18 protein-coding genes are annotated in these 18,789 nt (G+C 64.5%); 8 read left to right on the forward strand and 10 right to left on the reverse strand.

The window, feature by feature from the left end; all coding sequences use genetic code 11:
- The first annotated feature begins 287 nt into the window (after positions 1-287).
- Positions 288-617 carry a hypothetical protein gene (locus IGS58_RS16710; RefSeq protein ID WP_070279126.1) on the forward strand — a complete coding sequence of 110 codons (330 nt, stop codon included), beginning with the start codon at positions 288-290 and terminating at the stop codon, positions 615-617.
- A gap of 16 nt (positions 618-633) precedes the next feature.
- Here IGS58_RS16710 and IGS58_RS16715 read toward each other — a convergent pair whose 3' ends face one another.
- Positions 634-1,785: a GGDEF domain-containing protein gene (locus tag IGS58_RS16715; RefSeq protein WP_034782841.1), complete on the reverse strand. Its 1,152-nt coding sequence runs from the start codon at positions 1,783-1,785 to the stop codon at positions 634-636.
- A 37-nt stretch (positions 1,786-1,822) separates the two neighbouring features.
- Entirely contained in the window at positions 1,823-2,098 is a 276-nt protein-coding gene (locus tag IGS58_RS16720) for a hypothetical protein (RefSeq protein WP_034782903.1), read from the reverse strand.
- A gap of 178 nt (positions 2,099-2,276) precedes the next feature.
- On the opposite strand from IGS58_RS16720, the gene IGS58_RS16725 reads away from it, so the two are divergent.
- Both IGS58_RS16725 and IGS58_RS16730 read left to right on the forward strand, forming a co-directional pair.
- Positions 2,277-3,053: a transferase spermidine synthase gene (locus tag IGS58_RS16725; protein WP_070259038.1), complete on the forward strand. Its 777-nt coding sequence runs from the start codon at positions 2,277-2,279 to the stop codon at positions 3,051-3,053.
- Between the two features lie 154 nt (positions 3,054-3,207).
- Positions 3,208-6,087: a bifunctional diguanylate cyclase/phosphodiesterase gene (locus IGS58_RS16730; RefSeq protein WP_230522088.1), complete on the forward strand. Its 2,880-nt coding sequence runs from the start codon at positions 3,208-3,210 to the stop codon at positions 6,085-6,087.
- Here IGS58_RS16730 and IGS58_RS16735 read toward each other — a convergent pair.
- The 5 genes from IGS58_RS16735 to IGS58_RS16755 all read right to left on the reverse strand — a co-directional run bounded on the left by IGS58_RS16735 (position 6,077) and on the right by IGS58_RS16755 (position 10,787).
- Positions 6,077-6,325, reverse strand: a complete 249-nt coding sequence (locus IGS58_RS16735; RefSeq protein ID WP_230522089.1) for a hypothetical protein — start codon at positions 6,323-6,325, stop codon at positions 6,077-6,079. The two genes, IGS58_RS16730 and IGS58_RS16735, sit on opposite strands and share 11 nt — an antisense overlap.
- 8 nt (positions 6,326-6,333) lie before the next feature.
- Positions 6,334-7,215 (reverse strand): LysR family transcriptional regulator, encoded by an 882-nt coding sequence (locus IGS58_RS16740; protein WP_034782846.1) that lies wholly within the window; start codon positions 7,213-7,215, stop codon positions 6,334-6,336.
- A 91-nt stretch (positions 7,216-7,306) separates the two neighbouring features.
- Positions 7,307-7,924, reverse strand: a complete 618-nt coding sequence (trhA, locus tag IGS58_RS16745) for a PAQR family membrane homeostasis protein TrhA (RefSeq protein ID WP_034782847.1) — start codon at positions 7,922-7,924, stop codon at positions 7,307-7,309.
- A gap of 135 nt (positions 7,925-8,059) precedes the next feature.
- The gene (locus tag IGS58_RS16750; protein WP_230522090.1) at positions 8,060-9,559 is read right to left on the reverse strand and encodes an NYN domain-containing protein; all 1,500 of its coding nucleotides are present in this window, start codon (positions 9,557-9,559) and stop codon (positions 8,060-8,062) included.
- 112 nt (positions 9,560-9,671) lie between these two features.
- A complete protein-coding gene (locus IGS58_RS16755; RefSeq protein WP_230522091.1) occupies positions 9,672-10,787 on the reverse strand; it encodes a dienelactone hydrolase family protein in 1,116 nt (371 codons plus the stop codon).
- Positions 10,788-11,027: 240 nt separating this feature from the next.
- On the opposite strand from IGS58_RS16755, the gene IGS58_RS16760 reads away from it, so the two are divergent.
- Positions 11,028-11,399 (forward strand): flagellar basal body protein, encoded by a 372-nt coding sequence (locus tag IGS58_RS16760; RefSeq protein WP_034782850.1) that lies wholly within the window; start codon positions 11,028-11,030, stop codon positions 11,397-11,399.
- Positions 11,400-11,419: 20 nt separating this feature from the next.
- Here the strand turns inward: IGS58_RS16760 and IGS58_RS16765 are convergent, their stop codons facing one another.
- Positions 11,420-12,025: a TetR/AcrR family transcriptional regulator gene (locus IGS58_RS16765; RefSeq protein WP_070259047.1), complete on the reverse strand. Its 606-nt coding sequence runs from the start codon at positions 12,023-12,025 to the stop codon at positions 11,420-11,422.
- A gap of 140 nt (positions 12,026-12,165) precedes the next feature.
- Here IGS58_RS16765 and IGS58_RS16770 point away from each other — a divergent pair, with 140 nt between their 5' ends.
- From IGS58_RS16770 to IGS58_RS16780, 3 genes are read left to right on the forward strand one after another with little or no spacing between them, the layout of a single operon-like run.
- Positions 12,166-13,227, forward strand: a complete 1,062-nt coding sequence (locus IGS58_RS16770) for a sugar phosphate isomerase/epimerase family protein (RefSeq protein WP_070259049.1) — start codon at positions 12,166-12,168, stop codon at positions 13,225-13,227.
- Between the two features lie 12 nt (positions 13,228-13,239).
- Positions 13,240-14,106, forward strand: a complete 867-nt coding sequence (locus IGS58_RS16775; RefSeq protein ID WP_034782854.1) for an alpha/beta fold hydrolase — start codon at positions 13,240-13,242, stop codon at positions 14,104-14,106.
- Positions 14,103-15,032: an alpha/beta hydrolase gene (locus tag IGS58_RS16780; RefSeq protein WP_230522092.1), complete on the forward strand. Its 930-nt coding sequence runs from the start codon at positions 14,103-14,105 to the stop codon at positions 15,030-15,032. The genes IGS58_RS16775 and IGS58_RS16780 overlap by 4 nt, the downstream gene beginning before the upstream one ends.
- Positions 15,033-15,083: 51 nt before the next feature.
- On the opposite strand, the gene IGS58_RS16785 is transcribed toward IGS58_RS16780, so the two are convergent.
- Positions 15,084-15,620 (reverse strand): molybdopterin-dependent oxidoreductase, encoded by a 537-nt coding sequence (locus tag IGS58_RS16785; RefSeq protein ID WP_167468650.1) that lies wholly within the window; start codon positions 15,618-15,620, stop codon positions 15,084-15,086.
- 30 nt (positions 15,621-15,650) lie between these two features.
- Complete coding sequence (locus tag IGS58_RS16790; RefSeq protein WP_230522093.1) at positions 15,651-17,639, reverse strand: TonB-dependent receptor plug domain-containing protein; 1,989 nt, start codon at positions 17,637-17,639, stop codon at positions 15,651-15,653.
- A 277-nt stretch (positions 17,640-17,916) separates the two neighbouring features.
- On the opposite strand from IGS58_RS16790, the gene IGS58_RS16795 reads away from it, so the two are divergent.
- Entirely contained in the window at positions 17,917-18,741 is an 825-nt protein-coding gene (locus IGS58_RS16795) for an IclR family transcriptional regulator (RefSeq protein ID WP_070259059.1), read from the forward strand.
- The last annotated feature ends 48 nt before the right edge of the window (positions 18,742-18,789 follow it).

Genomic DNA, 18,789 nt, shown 5'->3' on the forward strand with positions numbered 1-18,789 from the left:
GGCAAGAGTAAGAAAGAGGAACTGCGGTGCGGACGGCACAGGGCAGCCTGGCGTGCGCTCGATAGCATAACTTGCTTAGCTTAAATGAAAGTTAGGGAATGCACACGTTCGGGTAGCGGCGCCCCGCGCCTTGCTCACCGTTCGAGCGCATTGCTGTGATGCACCTGCTTGCTACCAGTAACTATAGTCCCTTTAGTAACATGCCGTTGCAATTTCCTTGTGTTTTTTGCTTGCTGCAGCCGTCATAATGCAGGGCCCGCCCTCGCGGCACCGACCAAGGACAGACCATGATTTCCGTACACAGCGCCGCCATGCGTGCGTTCATCCTCGCGGGCAGCTTGCTGAGCGCCGCCGCACACGCGGACACACCGCCAGCGCAGGTCGACGCGAACTGGGCCACCGCGCCCGCGCCTGCCGCAGAGCCAAGGTGGCAAGACAGCCTGCCGCCCGCGCCGCCCGTGGAACCACGCGAAGAAAAGATCCTGCCCAAGAGCGAATGGCTGACCGTCGAACCGATGAAGGCGCCTGACCATCGCTGCGATCCCGGCCTCGATGCCCTGTTCCTGCCCAAGGAATGCGGCAAGGAACCCAGCTGGCTGGGCTCGCGCAAGAAGTAAGCGGGCTTGGGCTGAATTAAATGTCCAGGGTGCTGGCACCCTGCGCTTCCACTACCCTGTTGCGGCCCGCCTGCTTGGCCGCCTGCAGCGCCTCGTCGGCGCGCTTGAACAGGCTGACGGTGCTGTCCTCGGCGCGGATGGTCGTCACGCCCAGGCTGGCCGTCAGCTGCAGCACGGCGCGCTCCGTCTTGACGGGCAGCACTTCGACGGCGGCGCGGATGCGCTCGGCCACCATCAGCGCATCGGCCAGGGTCGTGCGCGGCAGCTGGATGGCGAATTCGGCACCGCCCAGGCGGCCCATCAGGTCGCTGTCGCGCAACTGCTGGCGGCACGTGTCGACGATGGTTTTCAGCACCGCATCGCCCACCGGATGGCCATAGCTGTCGTTGACTCTTTTAAAGTGATCGATATTGAGCACCACCAGCGCCGTCGGCAAGCCAGGCCGGCGCGCCAGTGCCATCCATGGCGCCAGCGCCTGGTAAAAGCCGCGCCGGTTCGGCACGCCCGTGGCCGCATCGAGCACTTCCAGGCGCGCCAGCTCGCCGCCCAGTTTTTCACGCGACAGCAGCAGGTAGCCGAAAGCATTCGTCAGCATCATCAGGTACAGGGCGCCAAAACCGGCCAGCTGCAGCAGCTCCGCGTCAAAATCGGGGACGGCGGCAGCCAGCACGCCGCGCGCGGCGATCAGCAGCGACAGCAAGCCCATGCTGACGACGAGGAAACGGCGCAGCATGCTCGCCTCGCGCCACTTGAGGCACAGGGCGGCCACGCCGGCGAGGAAGAAACCGGCCACGATCAGCGAACCGCCGGCGCTGCGCAGCAGCGGCGCCACATCGAACAGATAACAGGCGGCAAATAGGGTCACCGACAGCCCCAGCGCCGGCAAGACATAACGGCGCCAGCCGCTGCGCCCGGCCGCCTGCCACAGCGCGCCCGCATCGAGCGCCATGCCGGCAAACAGCAGGCTGTTACCCAGCAAGATGGAGAGGAAATCGGGTAGCACGCCGCGGAAGTACAGCAGGCACCAGGCCACGGCCTGGCATTGCTTGGCCACCGCCCAAGTGGACATGCTGAGCGACTTCTTGCGCTCGTACTCGAAGAAGAACAGGGCCGCGCACAGGCTCAGGTTGCCGAGCGCCAGGGCCAGTACCAGGGTCTTGATATCCATTGGCTACGCTATCGATGCGCAGGCGCGGCGCGCCAGGTCAGATTTCGTGCTCGACATTGGTGCTGCCGTCGCCGACCTTGCTGGCCCACGCCTGCACGAAATACTGCTTCTCCACGTCGCTGGGTGCCTCGTGCCAGAACACGATGAGGGTACCCTTGTGATCGTGGATCTGCGCCACTTTTTCAATGAAACCGACATTGTCGGCCTGGTCGGCCAGCGCCGCCGCGTAGCCATACACGCGCGTCAGCCGCTCGATGCGGTCAGGCTCCGTGAAACTGTTCGTCGCCGTAATAATGGGGTGATCCAAAAACATGCTTGTCTCCATGGTGCCCGACTGCGCGGCCGTGCCGCCGCGCGCCATATACATCTACATATTGCATCTACATATACGCATGCTCGGCGCGGATTAATCGGGTATGCTCACGGGAGCTTATCAGATTTCTCTGAATGCAACAAAGCATCTCCCACAGTCCACTCAGCGAAGTCGTCCCATGCCGGAAAACAGAAGCACCACCCCACTTGCCCCGCAGGTGCATACCTGTGGCGACCGGCGCCGCCTGGAATTCCAGCCCGGCATGATCCAGAGCGAAATGCTGCTGTCGCGCCCCGACCATCTGCTGCTGCGCTATGCGCGCGCCATGATGTGCTTTACCCTGTTCGTGCCGCGCCCGCGGCATATCCTGATGGTGGGACTGGGCGGCGGCTCGCTGCTGAAATTCTGCCACCGCCACCTGCCCGACACCCGCATCACCGTGCTGGAATTGCGCGCCGACGTGATCGCCCTGCGCGAGCAGTTCATGCTGCCGCCCGACGACGCGCGCCTGCGCATCATCGAGACGGATGCCGTCAGCTATATCCGCCAGCATCCGGGCTGCGCCGACGTGCTGCTGCTCGACGGCTATGACGAGACGGGCTTGCCGCCGGCACTGGGCAGCGCGCGCTTCTATGCGGACTGCCTGCGCGCGCTGCTGCCCGGCGGCGTGCTGGTGGCCAATCTGTTCAGTTATGACGAGCACTACCCTGCCATGCTGGCGCGCCTGATGCTCACCTTCCGCGGTGCCGTGTGCCACTTCGACGGCATCGCGGGCAATAACCGCATCATCTTCGCCGCCAAGCCGGAGCAAGGCCAAGGCGCCGACGGCCGCGCCGTGCGCGTGGTGCGCCTGGTGCGCTGGCGGCGGATGGCCGGCCTGGCTTTCCTGAACCGCTGGCTGCCGGCCTGGCAGTTGTGGCGTGTGCGCCGCCAGTCAGGCGCGGGCAGCGACTGAAAGTCGCCCTCCCCGACCATAGATATTGTTGCTTATTAGCAGTGATTTGGTGCAAAATCAGCATGATGGATGTGGTTTATGACAAACTACGGCCTGCGTGGGGCCGGCAGGCGCCGCCGAACCCATGTATCCATGAAGTGAGATAGGAAAAACCATGCTGCGTGGCCGCCTGCCATTGTCGATTTCTGCCGCGGCCGCGCTGACCTTTGCCTGCGGCGTCAGCGTGACGGCCGTGCTGTTCGCCGCCATCAGCCAGCTCGAATACGACAAGATGAGCCTGAGCCTGCAGCAGCGCGCCAGCGCCAGGGTGGCCGCCATCGAGCAGGGACTCGACGATGCCGTCGAGGTGCTGACCACGACGAACCAGCTGTTTGCCGCCGTCGTGCCCGTCACACGGGAGCAGTTCCACGACTTCACCACGCCGCTGCTGCAGCGCCACCCGTTCATCCAGGCCTTCAATTTCCACCGCATCGTGCCGCATGCGCAGCGCGCGGCATTCGAGGCCGAGCTGCGGCGCATCGTGCCCGACTACGCCATGACGGAAATGCGCGATGGCGTCGTCGTGCCCGCCACGAGGCGCGCCAGCTACCTGGTGGTGGACTACCTCGTACCGTTGCAGGGCAACCGCCCCGCCTTCGGCCTGAACGTCAGCCCGAACGGCGTGCTAGCGCGCGCGCTGGAACAGGCGATCGTCAGCGGCCAGACCACCGCAACCGGCCTGCTGGCCCTGGCGCAGGGACCGCAGCAGGGCTTCGTCATCGTGCGCCCCGTGTACCGCCACGGCGTACCCCTGCAGACGGTACAGCAGCGGCGCGCGGCATTGATCGGCGATACGGCGGTCATCGTGCGCGCCGGGGAACTGGTGCAGAAAATCCTCGCCGGCGCAGACCTGCTGGGCGACTCGCAGCTTGAACTGAGCGTCTACGCCGATGCCGGCGCCGACCCGCGCCAATTGATCTTCCGGCATGGTCAGGCGCCGGCCGACGAACCGGGCGGCGCCTGGGAGTCGCTGCCCCGCTGGCTGCACTTTGCCTACCACAGCCATTATGACCGGGCCTTCGCTTCCGCCGGCCGGCCCTGGCACGTGCGCGTGGTGGCTCATCCCCGCCCCTTCCTGGCCGACCATCTGGGCTCCCTGTTTACCCTGATCACGGGTTTGCTGTTCAGCGTATTGACGGCCGCCTTCGTGCAGTCGCTGACGCAGCGTTCGCGCCGCGTGCAACTGCTGGTGGAGCAGCGCACGGCCGACCTCAAACGCAGCAACGAGCTGCTCAGCGCCGACGTGCGGGCGCGCCAGCGCACGGAGCGCGCCTTGCAGGAGAGCGAAAAGCGCTTCCGCCGCCTGCTGGCCCTGTCCTCGGACTGGTACTGGGAACAGGATGCCAACTTCTGCTTCACCCACATCACCAGCGGTTTCACGGACAAGTCGAACATGCCGCTGGAACGCTTCATCGGCCTGACCCGCTGGGACAACAATGCAGAGATGCGCAATTCGCGCTGGGGCAAGCAGCATATCGCCAACCTGGAAGCGCACCTGCCCTTTTCCAACCTCGAATATGCGATGCAGGACCGCGATGGCCAGCTGCGCTGGTTCAGCATCAATGGCGAACCGCTGTTCAACGAGCTGGGCGAATTTCGCGGCTACCGGGGTACGGGTTCGGAAATCACGGAACGCAAGCTGGCCGAGCAGCAAATCCAGCACATCGCCCACCACGACGTGCTGACAGGCTTGCCCAACCGCGCCCTGCTGCGCGACCGCCTGGCGCAGGCGATGGCCCTGTCGCGCCGCAAGAACCGCGCATTATGGGTGCTGTTGATTGACCTCGACCGGTTCAAGTTCGTCAACGACAGCCTGGGCCACAAGGCCGGCGACCTGCTGCTGAAAACCATCGCCACGCGATTGCAGGCCAGCCTGCGCGAAAGCGATACGGTGGCGCGCCTGTCGGGCGACGAATTCGTCGCCATCCTGTGCGAACAGGCGGACGAAGTGCTCAGCGGCGCCATCGTGCAGCGCGTGATGGATGCCGTGGCGCAGCCGGTACTCTTGGATGGCAAGGAATTTTTCGTCACCTGCAGCATCGGCGTGGCCGTCTATGACATGTCGCGCTACGACGCCCCCGGCGACGTGACCCTGAATGGCGAGACGCAGAACCTGATCGAGCAGGCCGACATCGCCATGTACTGCGCCAAGAAACAGGGCCGCAACAACATCAAGTTCTACACGACGGCCATGAACCAGGCCACCCTGGAGCGCCTGCGCATCGAGACGGCGCTGCGCAACGCCCTGGAACGCGAGCAGTTCGTGCTGCATTACCAGCCGCAGGTGGACCTGGCCAGCGGCCGCATCGTCGGCGTGGAAGCGCTGCTGCGCTGGCAGCACCCCGACCTGGGCATGGTGGCGCCGCAGCGCTTCATCGCGCTGGCGGAAGACACGGGCCTGATCGTGCCGATCGGCGCCTGGGTCATGCGCGAAGCGTGCGCGCAGGTAAAACGCTGGCATGCGGCGGGACTGGACACCTTGCGCCTGGCCGTGAATCTGTCGGCGCGCCAGTTCAACGAGCCGAACCTGGTGGCGTCGATCGCCGACGTGCTGCTGGAAACGGGCTTGCCGCCGGCCTGCCTGGAGCTGGAACTGACGGAAAGCCTGTTCATGCACGACGTGGCGCTGGCCGTCAGCCAGCTGCACGACATGAAGGCGCTGGGGGTGAAGCTGTCGATCGACGACTTCGGCACCGGCTATTCCAGCTTCGCCTACCTGCGCACCTTCCCCATCGACGTGCTGAAGATCGACCGCAGCTTCGTCGGCGACGTGGCGCGCGACGCGGACGACGCGGCCATCGTCGTTTCCATCATCGCCCTGGCGCACAATTTAAAACTGCGCGTGGTGGCCGAGGGCGTGGAAACGGCCGAGCAGCTCGACTACCTGCGCCGCCATGGCTGCGACGAGGCGCAAGGTTTTTACTTCAGCCGGCCGCTGCCCGCACACGAAGTGGAAGCGCTGCTGCGGGCGGAAGAAACGCACGTCATGCTGTAGCCGGCGGCGGCACCCTGGCACCCAATTGCAGTTCCTGCCAATCGGGCTCAATGCCCGCTTGCTCGAGAAACGACGCCACGTCGAGCGCGCGGGCCGGATCGATGTCCTGTTGCGGATGCATCCACAGCAAGTCGCATTCCGTGCAAACGATCACCGCCTGCCCCGTCTTCTTGACCGTTGCGTGCAGCAGGTCGCCATATTCGCCGCAGGTGGGACACTCCATGCTCTTCGTCTTCATGCCCTGCCTTACAGCTTCTGTTGCAGGAACTCGAGGAAGCAGCTGATGCGCTGCGCCAGCTGCGTGTTGCGGTAGTAGACGGCGTGGATCTGCTGGCGGTAGCCCGTATAGAACGGCTGCAGCACCTGCACCAGGCGGCCGGCCGCGATGTCGTCCTTCGTCATGAAGTCGGACAGGCAGACGATGCCCTGGTCGTGCAGGGCCAGCTGGCGCAGGGTTTCGCCGCTGGACGCGGCCAGCGCGGGCACGATCTGCAGGCTGTTGCCGGCTTCGTGGCGCAGCGGCCAGCTATTGCCCAGTTCATATTGCGCAAAGCCCAGCAGCGCATGGCCGGACAGCGCTTCCGGCGTGGCCGGGGTGCCGTGGCGCGCCAGGTAGGCGGGCGTGGCCAGCACGTGCAACGGGCTGGCACTGAGCGGGCGCGCATGCAGGGTCGAGTCGACCAGGGCGCCGATGCGGATGGCGATGTCGGTGCGGTGCTCGAGCAGGTCGGCGATCTGGTCGTTGCTGGTCAGCTCCAGGCGGATGTCCGGGTACATGGCGCGAAATTCCGCCACGTGGGGCACCACGCAATGGAGCATGAAGGGCGAGGCGGCATCGACGGACAGGCGCCCGGCCGGCTTCTGGCGGCGGATGCGGATCGACTCTTCCACGTCTTCCATCGACGCGAGGATGGCGCGCGCCTTGTCCAGGAACAGCTGCCCCTCCTCCGTCAGCTCCATGCGCCGCGTGGTGCGCGTCAGCAGCGAGGTGGCCAGCTTGTCTTCCAGCCGCGACAGGGCGCGGCTGACGCCCGAGGTGGTTTGCCCCAGGTGCACGGCGGCCGCGCTCAGGGTACCGCTGTCGATCACGGTGACGAAGATTTTCAGGTCGTCCGAATTGATATCCATTATTGCCTTATTATTGCCGCATTGTTGCGCTATTTTCACATATCGCGCCATTATAATGGAATCATGGCAACAGTGAAGGCAGCAGCCAACATCAGGCAACGTAGAACAAAATGGCGATAAAATGACAGCTACTGCCGGCCAGCACGAACAGGTGCCAGATGCCGTGGCCATGGCGCAGCTTGTGGTCGGTGGCATAGAAAGCGATGCCGCCCGTATAGCACAGGCCGCCCGCCACCAGCCACAGGAAGCCATTCCACTCGAGCGCCGCCAGCAGCGGCTTGATGCCGATGACGATCAGCCAGCCCATGGCCACGTAAATCACCAGCGACAGGATGCGCGCGCCTTTCGCGTACACATATTCCTGCACGATGCCAAGCAGGGCCAGGCCCCACACGACGCCGAACAGCGACCAGCCCCAGGGCCCGCGCAGGGTCACCAGCATGAATGGCGTGTAGGTCCCCGCGATGAGCAGGTAGATGGCGCAGTGGTCGAGCCGCTGCAGCACGGCCTTGGCCTTGCCGCGCACGCTGTGGTACAGGGTGGAAGTGAGGTACAGGGTGAGCAGCATGGCAGCATACACGCTGCAGCTGACGATTTTCCAGGCATCGCCCGTGCGGGCCGCCACGACGATCAGGATGACGCCGCCGATGGCCGCCAGCGCGGCGCCCACCGTATGGGAAATGCTGTTGAAGCGTTCACCGTAATACATGCATCACCGCCTGCCGCGTTAAAGACAGGCTCATCGTACACGCTTGGGGGGTCAGGTGAAGCAACTTCCCCCCAATAGAAAGGCCGGGGTCGGACCCTGAGGGTCCGACCCCGGTACCTGCTTTGGGGGTGTCAATCAAGCTTCTTCCGCCTTCTTGCGCGCAGGACGGCGCGCCGGCGTCTTGCGCGGCGCCTTGGCTGGCTTGTCTTCGGCCACAACGGCCACTTCCACCGGCGCCACTTCAACGACAGGTGCGGCTTCCACCACGACGTCAGCCGCCTTCTTGGCCGGTTTCTTCGCCGCTGCCGCCTTGCGGGCCGGCGTACGCGCCTTGGCCTTCGGCTTCGCTTCCACTACCGGCTCAGGTACAGGCTCCGGCATGGTTTCCACCACCGGCGCCACCTCGACGGCGACAACTTCGGCACGCGCTTCACGCCCGCCATCGCCATTCTTGCGGCCACCGCGGCCATTGCGGCGCGAACCGCGCTTGGCGTTGCCTTCTTCCGTCGCCACCTCGGTCACCGTTTCGGCGGCGGCTTCGGCCACTTCGTGCTGCACTTCCGGCTGCGGCGCCGGCGCATATTGATCGACGACGACTGTTTCCGCGTCGGCCACCGGCACGAAAGCCTGTGGCGCGGACTCGCCGCGGCGTTGCTCGTTCTGCTTGCGGCCGCCACGGCCATTGCGGCGCGAATCGCGGCGGCTGCCGCCTTCGCGCTGATTGCCCTCTTCCGCCGTCACGCCCGTCTCGCCGGCGACGATGGCCTCGCCGGCGGCTTCCCCGTTCACGGCAGCGGGTACGGCCACCGGGCCGCTGCTGCGGTAGACATAGGCGCCCGATTTTTCATCGCGGCCAAATTCCAGCAAGCCGCGCGTCTGCGCTTCTTCCAGCAGGTTGCCGAAGGTACGGAAACCGTAATACGACTCGCTGAAATCGGGCTTGCGGCGCTTGATCGCTTCCTTCAGCATCGAGGCCCAGATCTTGCCGCTGTCGCCCCGTTCGGACACCAGCGCATCGAAGGTTTCGACAGCCATCTCGATCGCTTCCGTCTTGCGCGACTCGTACTTTTCCTTGCGGCGCACTTCTTCATCCGGCGAACGCTTGGCGGCCGCAGCCGGGCTTTCGCGCGCGTCGCGCTTGGCGGCCGTGCGGCGGCTCTCGCGCACCAGGTCATCGTAGAAAATGAATTCGTCGCAGTTCGCCACCAGCAGGTCGGAGGTCGACTGCTTGACGCCCACGCCGATCACCTGCTTGGCGTTTTCGCGCAGTTTCGACACGAGCGGCGAAAAATCGGAGTCGCCGCTGATGATGACGAAGGTGTTGACGTGGGCCTTGGTGTAGCACAGGTCCAGCGCATCGACCACCAGGCGGATGTCGGCCGAATTCTTGCCGGACTGGCGCACATGGGGAATTTCGATCAGCTCGAAGTTTGCCTCATGCATGGTGCCCTTGAAACTTTTATAACGGTCCCAGTCGCAATATGCCTTCTTGACAACGATGCTGCCCTTGAGCAGCAAGCGTTCAAGGATGGGCTTGATATCGAATTTTTCGTAATTTGCATCTCGCACGCCAAGCGCGACGTTTTCAAAGTCGCAAAACACGGCCATGCTGAGGTTTTCTGGGGATGACGCCATAAGGGTGAATTCTCGCTGATGATAAGGGCGGACGGGAAGCGCAACGCCTCCCTTTTCGTCTAGTATATTCGCCCATCCCCCGTTTCGGCGACAACTATCGTGCGCAGCCCGCCTATTGCGCGCCGCCGGCGGCGCTGGCGCTGGCGCCGGCGACCGGCCAAACGACGCTTTCATCGACGGAATACAGCTGGCACGGCAGGCTGCTCCGGCGTTGGCACGAGGCCAGCGCGCGCACATCGGGGCTTTCGCCCTCCTCGGCCCAGCCCCAGGCGCCGCTGGCCGACAGGGCAAAGGCGCGCGGCGCGGTTTTCTCCAGGAAGACGCGGTAGGCGGCGCGCCCCTGCTCTTCCAGGTAGGGCACGGCGGCGATATCGTCCTGCGGCGCGAAATGCGTGGCGGGCGGCGACGGCGCCTCGGCCACGCGGTAGACCTGGCGCACCGGCATGCCGATCTTCCGCAGGAAGCGCTCGGTGGCGGGCAACCACACGGCCACGCCGTCGCGGCTGCCCAGGGTCAGGTGCGCGTCGCGCTTGAACGGACCATAGGCGAGCAATTGCGCCCGGCCGCCCGATCCGGTAAAGGAATTGAACAGCCGCCGCGCCAGGGCCGGCGAAAAATACGAGTCATTCGCGCCATACAGCCACAGGCTGGGAATGTGGTTGTAGGCGCCCATGGTGGCGAAGGACTTGGCCAGCGCCCCTTGCCAGTCGCAGCCGGGCATGTCGACGCGCAAGCCGCCGGAAAAATTGAGCACGCCGCGCACGCCGGGCAGCACCCGGGTGGCCAGCGCCAGTGCCGCCATGCCGCCATACGACTGGCCCGCGACGACGATGCGTTCCGGGTCGACCCAGCTCTGGCGGCGCGCATACGCGAGCGCGGCCAGCATGTCGCGCGCCTGGCCCTGGGCGTTGCCCAGCATGTCGCAGCCGAAATCGCGGTAGGCGCCTGTGGAACGCGCAAAGCCGGCGCGCATGGGCAGCATCACCGCATAGCCGCGGCGCACGAATTCGGTCGCCATATAGATGAAGCGCTCGCGCGCCTGCAGCCGGGCCGGGCCGGCCTGCTTGCCATGATTCATCAGCAGCAGGGGAAACGGGCCGGGGCCGGCTGGACGGAACACCGTCGTTTCCAGCATCTCGCGCAAGCCATCGCCGGCCGGCACCATGATGACCTGCTCGTTCAGGCGCACGTCGAGCGGCAGTGACGAAGGGGCATACTCGGCTTTCAAGGGCAGGCAAGGCAGGCTGAGCAGAAAACCCAGGAAAAGAGGACGAAACAGGTGAAAAATGGCGGACTCCGTGGATGACTTCCCTGCCAGTCTAGGCAGCGAAATGCCACAGAACAATATAAAAAAATTACGTGATGCACCTATTTTTTGCGGCAACCGCCTGCAAGAAAAATTGTTGCCTTGCACCAACCACTTTTCCCGCTGGCGGGAGTAAACTGGGCGCATTCTGAAGGAGTTGCCATGTCCATATCCGCCCTCACCACCGGTACCTCGGGGCTGACCGCCAACCAGCGCGCGCTGGATGTGGCCGCCAACAATATCGCCAATGCGAATACGCCGGGCTTCCAGCCGCAACAAGCCGAGTTCCAGGAAGCCAGCCCGGCCGGCACGGGCGTTACCCTGTCTGTCGAAGGACGCAAGCTGGCCGCCAGCGAAAGCGTCAGCGGTGCCAACGCGAATGCGGCCAAGGCGGCGGAAAGCCGGCCGAACGGCGTGGGCCTCGCTTCCGAGCTGACGGATAACCTCGTCTACAAGGCCGGCTTTAATTTATCGGCGAATGTCGTCAAGGCGGCCGACCAAGCCTTGGGCAGCCTGATCGACGTCAAGACTTAAGTACGGCAACTATCGACACGCTAGTCTGGTTTTTGCATTTCCAGCACCAAAGGCGCCATCGCCGGCGCAATCAGCGCCAGCAGCCGTTCGGCGGGAATGCCGTCGCGCGCCTGCACCGACAGGCCATGCAGCAAGGCCGCATAGTAGTCGCCCAAGGCCTGCACGTCCGCCTCCCCTTTTAATTCTCCCGCCTGCTGCGCCGCGCGCAGGCGTTCGATGACGGCTTGCGTGCGTGCGCGGCGGTGCTGCGCCAGCCAGTCGGCGATGCCCGCGTTTTCCGCGCTCGTATTCGTGGCGGCCGTGACCACCATGCAGCCTTGCGGCTGGCCGCTGCGCGTGTACAGCAGCACCGCTTCTTCCAGCATGCGCGCCACGGCGTCACGCACATTCAGGCTGGCCGCCAGCGCATGCACGGCAAAGGCGCCCTCGCCCGTTTCATACAATTCCACGGCTTCGCGGAACAACTGCTCCTTCGAGCCGAACGCCGCATAGATGCGCGCCGAGGCGATGCCCAGCGCCGCCACCAGGTCGGCCATCGATACACCCTCGTAGCCGCGCGTCCAGAACGCGTCGCGCGCTTTTGCCAGCGCCAGCGCGCGGTCAAATTCCCTCGGTCTTCCTGCCATTTTCATCCTCTGCTTGCGAAGTGGCGGCCAGTATAACGCCTGGCGCCCACGGCGCGTTCCCGATTTATTTTGCATCACGGGCTTGACCGAAGGGAAAATTTCGCCTATTCTTTGTCGATCGACAAACAATAGGAGCCGATATGAAAACCATCCAAGGACCAAGCCTGCACCTGGCACAATTCGCCGCCGACACGGCGCCCTTCAACACCCTGCCCGCCATCGCCGAGTGGGCGGCCGGCATGGGCTTCAAGGCCCTGCAGATCCCCGCCTGGGATGCGCGCCTGTTCGACGTGGCGCAAGCGGCGCACAGCCAGCAATACTGCGACGATCTGGTCGCCATGCTGGCCAGCCATGGCCTGGTCATCAGCGAACTGACGACGCACATCCTCGGCCAGCTGGTGGCCGTGCACCCGGCCTACGACGCGCTGTGCGACAGCTTTGCGCCGGCACACCTGCACGGCCAGCCGGCGGCGCGCACCGAGTGGGCCATCGAGCAAGTGAAACTGGCGGCCATGGCCTCGAAGCGCCTGGGCCTGACCGACATGGGCACGTTCTCCGGCTCGTTCGCCTGGCCATATTTATTCCCGTTCCCGCAGCGCCCGCCCGGCCTGATCGAGGCGGCCTTCGACGAACTGGCGCGCCGCTGGCTGCCCATCCTCGACGTGTGCGAAGAACAGGGCATCAACCTGTGCTACGAAATCCACCCGAGCGAAGACCTGCATGACGGCATCAGCTTCGAGATGTTTTATGAACGCGTGGGCCGCCACCCGCGCTGCAAGATGCTGTTCGATCCGAGCCACTTCGTGCTGCAGCAGCTGAACTACCTGGAATTCATCGACATTTATAAAGACCACATCCGCATGTTCCATGTGAAGGATGCGGAGTTCAATCCGACGGGGCGGCAAGGCATCTATGGCGGCTACCAGTCGTGGGAAAACCGCGCCGGGCGTTTCCGTTCGCTGGGCGATGGCCAGGTCGACTTCAAGGCGATTTTCTCGAAGATGGCGCAGAACGATTACGCGGGCTGGGCCACGCTGGAATGGGAATGCTGCCTGAAGGACCAGGAAGTGGGCGCGCGCGAAGGCGTGGCCTTCATCAATGCCCACATCATTCCCGTGACCGACAAGATCTTCGACGACTTCGCCGGCGCCCCCGTCAGCGCGCAGCAGATCAATACCCTGCTCGGCATCGAGCACAACTAACAAGGAAACACCATGCATCAGAATCAAGACAGCTACACCCACGACTACGTCCGCATCGACGGCCAGCGCCTGCATTGCGTCATCGCTGGTACCGGCAAACCCGTGCTGCTGATCCCCGGCTGGCCGCAAACCTGGTATGCCTGGCGCCACGTGATGGCGGCCCTGGCCGCCCAGGGCTACCAGGCGATCGCCATCGATCCGCCCGGCAGCGGCCACTCGGAACGCCCGGCCGGCGGCTATGACACGGGCGCCGTTGCCGCCACCCTGCACCGCGCCATGCTGGCCCTGGGCCATGCGCAGTACGATGTCGTCGGCCACGATATCGGCATGTGGGTCGGCTATGCGCTGGCCAGCGATTTCCCGCAAGCCGTGACGAAACTGGCGCTGACGGAAGCCGTCATTCCAGGCCTGGCGCCGGCGCCGCCGATTTTTGTCGCGCCGTCCGACAACATCTTCCTGTGGCACTTCATGTTCAACCAGGTGCTCGATTTGCCGGAGATGCTCACGGCGGGCAAGGAACGCGAATACATCCGCTTCATCCTGGACCGCTGGTCGTACCGCCGCGACAAGGTGGCCGTCGACGTGTATGCGGACGCCTATGCCACGCCGGGCGCCCTGCGCGCTGGCTTCGCCTACTACCGCGCCATTCCGGAAACCATCCGGCAAAACCTCGAGCGGGCAAAGACAAGCCTGGCCATGCCCGTGCTGGCCATCGGCGCCGACCATGCGACGAATGACGCGCCCCTGCTGACCATGCAGGGCAAGGCCGATATTTTGCAGGGCGCCATCGTCGCCGAATGCGGCCACTTCATCATGGAAGAACAGCCGGAAGCGTTCATCGCCCACCTGCTGCCCTTCCTGGCCGGAGCACCCGCATGAGCCTCGACCCGCTGATCGCCGTCTGGCTGGAAGAGACAAGGGATGCGCCGCAGCCCGCCTCGCTGGCGGACCTGCGCGCCGCCACGGAAACGGGCTTGCGCCAGCTGCACGGACCATTGGAAGACGTCGCGTCGATCAAGGATTACGTGCTGCCAGGCGAGCATGCGCTGACCGTACGCGCCTATGTGCCGGCCGGCGCGGACACGGGCCAGCCCTTGCCCGCCATCGTCTTTGCGCATGGGGGAGGATGGTGTCTGTGCTCGCTGGACCTGTACGACAATCCGTGCCGCGCGCTGGCCAACGCCACCGGCTGCGTGGTCTTTTCCGTCGACTACCGGCTGGCGCCCGAGCACAAGTTCCCCGTGCCGCTGGAGGACTTTTACTCGGCGCTCTGCTGGGTCGCGGACCATGCCGAAGCGCTGGGCATCGACGTGAAACGGCTGGCCGTGGGCGGCGACAGCGCCGGCGGCAACCTGGCGGCGGCAGCGGCCCTGATGGCCCGCGACCAGGCCGGTCCCGCGCTGGCGCACCAGCTGCTGTTGTACCCGGCGCTCGATTTCGCCTTCGACACGCCGTCCTACCAACGCTATGCGGAAGGCCATTCGCTGACGCGGGAAGCCATGCGCTTTTGCTGGTCGGCGTACCTGAACGAGCCGGCTGACGGCGCGCAGCCCTACGCGGCGCCCCTGCGGGCCGCCTCGCTGAAGGACTTGCCGCCGGCGACCGTGCTGGTGTGCGAGTACGACCCGCTGCATGACGAAGGCGAAGCCTATGCGCGGTATTTGCGCGACGACGGCGTGGCGGCCGAGTGCGTGCAGCTCGACGGCATGATCCATGCGTCGATGCACATGCTGGGCTTGACGCCAGCGGCGCGGGGATTGTTCGACGTGGCGGGCCAAGCCATGCGGCAAGCGCTGGGGGCATAAAAAAACGCGCCGGGGATGGCTCCACGGCGCGTTTTTTCCATCAGTTGCGCGTCATTCCACCAGCTTGCGCACTTCGATACCGTTCAACCACTTCACGTGGCGCGGACCCGTGCGGATATCCCTGGCCGAGATCAGGGATATCTCGCCATCGCTCTCGTCAAGCGCCTTGCCGTTCTTCTCGTAGTAGACGATCACGCCCTCGCCGGCCGGCGCGTTATACAGCTCGCCCCAGGAAAACACCACCGCATAACCATCGGTGGCCGTGGCGATGATGGCAAGTTTCTTGACATCGTTATGGCCCGGCGCATCGAGCGCCGCCTTGTCGAGGATATCGCGCAGGCGCACGCCCTTGTAACTGGTAATGGTCTCGGCCTTGTCGCCGTTGTGGCGCGTGACGGCAAGCTCGCCGCCATTCGCCGGCGGCAGCTGGCGCAGGTCGGCCACTGTCAGGGTCAACGGCGTTGCCACCTTGCCCGTCACGGTCAGCGCATGGCTCATATGCTCGCTCGCCGGCGCCGGGCCGGCCCATGCGGGCGCCGTCGCCAGCAGGGCGGCCGAAGCAAAACCAAGGAATATTTTCTTCAACATGCTGTGTCCTTTCATGGAACAATCAAAAAATCAGAACTGGTATTGCGCATTGGTCAGCCAGGTGCGCCCCGCGCTGGGGAAACCGTCTGCCAGTGCATAGTTGCGGTCAGCCAGGTTGCTCACGCCCGCTTCCAGGGTCAAGGCCGGCAAGGGCCGGTACACGGCCTTCAGGTTGACGGTGGCAAAGCCGCCCAGTTCCAGGGTGTTCGAGACCCAGCGCCCGCTGTTCGCTTCCGCGATGGCCACGACATCGAGCTGGCGCGCCGCGTGCAGCACGGCGTGCGCCGTCAGCTTGTGGCGCGGCACGTCCGTCAGGCGGATGGCGCGGTCGCTGACGTTCTTCATTTCCGTGTACGTGTAGTTGCCGCCGAAGTCCAGCCACGCGCCGGCGCTGCCGCGCAAGCCCAGTTCCACGCCGCTGATGTGCGCCCTGCCCGCGTTGCGCATCTGCGCGCGCACGCCCGCCACATTCGCCACGCTCTGTATCTTGTCCTTCACGTCGCTGTAGAACAGGGCGGCATCGAGCGCCAGCCCGCGCACGCTTGCCTGGTAGCCCACTTCATAATTGAGCGCCTCCTCGGCGCGCAGGTTCGGGTTTTCAATATAGGTGCCCAGGCGCTGCGAGTAGCGGTCCTTCAGGGTCGGCAGGCGCGACTTGCGCGCCACCGTGGCGTACACCCTCGCATCAGTACCGATCTTGTGGAACAGGCCCGCCTGCAGGTCGGTGGCCGATTGATTCTCCGGCAAGGTATACGCATTGCCGGCGCTGTAGACAGTGTCCGGGCGCAGTGCGTTGCGCGAGGCGCCCAGCGACAGTTCCGTCGCCGCATTGAGGGCAATGCTGTCTTCCGCGCCCAGGGTCCACAGGGCATCCTTGTACCAGGTGGTGCGCACGCCCTTGGCATCGAGTTCCTGATGCTCGTCGGCCTTGTAGCTGGCGACAAAGCGCAGGCTGTGCGCGGCAAGGCGGAACGATTCGAGCTCCACCGCGCCGCCGTTCGTGCGGTCGTTATAGATGCTGCGCCCGCCGCTGACGCTGCCCTGGCCGCTGGTTTTCAGGGCCGCGTAGCTGCCGTTCGTGTAGGAGGTGATTTCATTGTCATAGCTGTCGTGGTACAGGCGCAGTTTCAGGCGCTCGGCGTCGCCCAGGCGCGTCTGCGAGGCGAAGTACACGCTTTCCTTGTTCCAGTACGGCCATTGCCAGTAGCGCGCGCCGACGGGATTCGTCGATGGCGGCTGGCCCTTCTCGCCATGCTGCTTGTAGTAGCTGAGTGCATATTCGTCGCCGCCCACGGGCGTGTAGCCCACCTTGAACGACAGTTTATGATCCTTGCGGTAGGCGTTGTTGCGCGTGCCGCCGTCTTCCGTGGCCGTCGGGCGGAAATCGGACGACAGGGGAAAGCCGTCGCTGTCGATGTACGACACGCCCGCCTGCAGATACCACAGGCCCTGGTTCGTGCCCACGTTGGCCGACACCTGGCGCTCGCTGCCCGAGCCGAAACCGATGGACGTATCGCCTTCCATCCGCGCGGACGGCTTGCGCGACACCAGGTTGATGGCGCCGCCCAGAGTATTGGCCCCATAGGCCACGGAACTGTAGCCCTTGGCCACCTGGATGGCGGCCAGGTCGGCCGTCGTGAAGCGGTTGAAATCGACATAGCCGTCATACGGCACGTAGACGGGAATGCCGTCGATGTACAGCGGCACTTGGCGAGAGTCGAAGCCGCGGATCGCGACGGTTTTCTCGTTGCGCGCATTGGTCGACAGCGACACGCCGGACAGCAAATTCAGAGCATCGCCCACGTTGTCGCGGTTAAAGCGGCGCATCTCGGCGCGGCTCACTTGCGACCCCACCTGCTGTTCCATCTGCCCTGCCTGCTCGCGCTGGCCGATCACCGTCACCGTGCCCAGCACGAACGGCGCCGCCTCGTCCTTGTCGGCGGTTTGCTGCGCCCGCGCCGTCTGTGCCATGTGCGCCAGCGCCAGCATCACGGCACCTGCCAATACCTGTTTCAACATCGTTTCGATCTTTCCACTGTCGTTATATAGAGTCTCATATAGCGATACTCAAAAAAGCGGCCACTCTTGCGGCGGCCGTCACCCAACAGCGCAATATACAGACGTATATAACGAGGCTCAAGCGACAAGCGCCAAAACGCCTGCGCAGGTCAATTTTCCGAGAAAAATTCATGCAGCGCAGCATTTCGCTGTGCGAACGAATGTTTCACAAAATGGTTGACACGTCGATTTTGGCTAGGCAAACTGATTTCCAGGGAGCCTGAAAATGAATGCAAATATGACAAATATTCAGACCACAGCAGATCCGGAAATCATCGTCTTCAGCGATGACGAGGAAGGCAAGGACCGCCAGTTCGTCAACGCGCTGGCGCGCGGGCTGGAAGTACTGCGCTGCTTTCGCCCCGGCGAAGTATTCCTGTCGAATGCGGACATGGCCAGGCGCACGGGCATTCCGAAACCGACGATTTCGCGCCTCACCTATACCCTCACCAAACTCGGCTACCTGAATTATTCGGACAGCCTGGGCAAGTACCAGCTGGGCGCCGGCGTGCTGGCTCTCGGTTACCGCATGCTGTCGAACCTCGATGTACGCAAGATGGCGCGCCCGCTGATGGAAGAACTGGCCGAGCATGCGCAGGCCTCCGTTTCGCTGGGCACGCGCGACCGCCTCAGCATGGTGTACGTGGAAACGTGCCGCAGCAGCGCCAACGTCACCCTGCGCCTCGACGTCGGTTCGCGCATCCCCCTGATGACGACCGCCATGGGCAAGGCCCTGCTGTGCATCCTGCCGCAGGCCGAACGCGACTACCTGATGGACCATGCGCGCGTGCACGAGACGGAACGCTGGCCGCGCATCAAGGCCGGTATCGAACAAGGCTTCAAGGATTACCAGGACCGGGGCTTTTGCATCTCGGCCGGCGAATGGCAGAACGACGTGCATGCCGTGGGCGTGCCCATGCTGGGTGCCGATGGCGAACAGGTGATGGCCTTCAATTGCGGCGGTCCCGCCTTCCTGCTGTCGCGCGAAAAACTCGAATCGGACCTGGGACCGCGCCTGGTCGCCCTGGTCAAGACAGTGGAAAAAAACCTGGGCCGCGGTTAGACTGCGCGCCCCCTCTCAACGACAGTTCAAATCAAAGCGCCGAGGAAA

Origin of the sequence: Janthinobacterium sp. EB271-G4-7A, from assembly GCF_020858075.1 — a bacterium.
Lineage (GTDB): Bacteria > Pseudomonadota > Gammaproteobacteria > Burkholderiales > Burkholderiaceae_D > Janthinobacterium > Janthinobacterium lividum.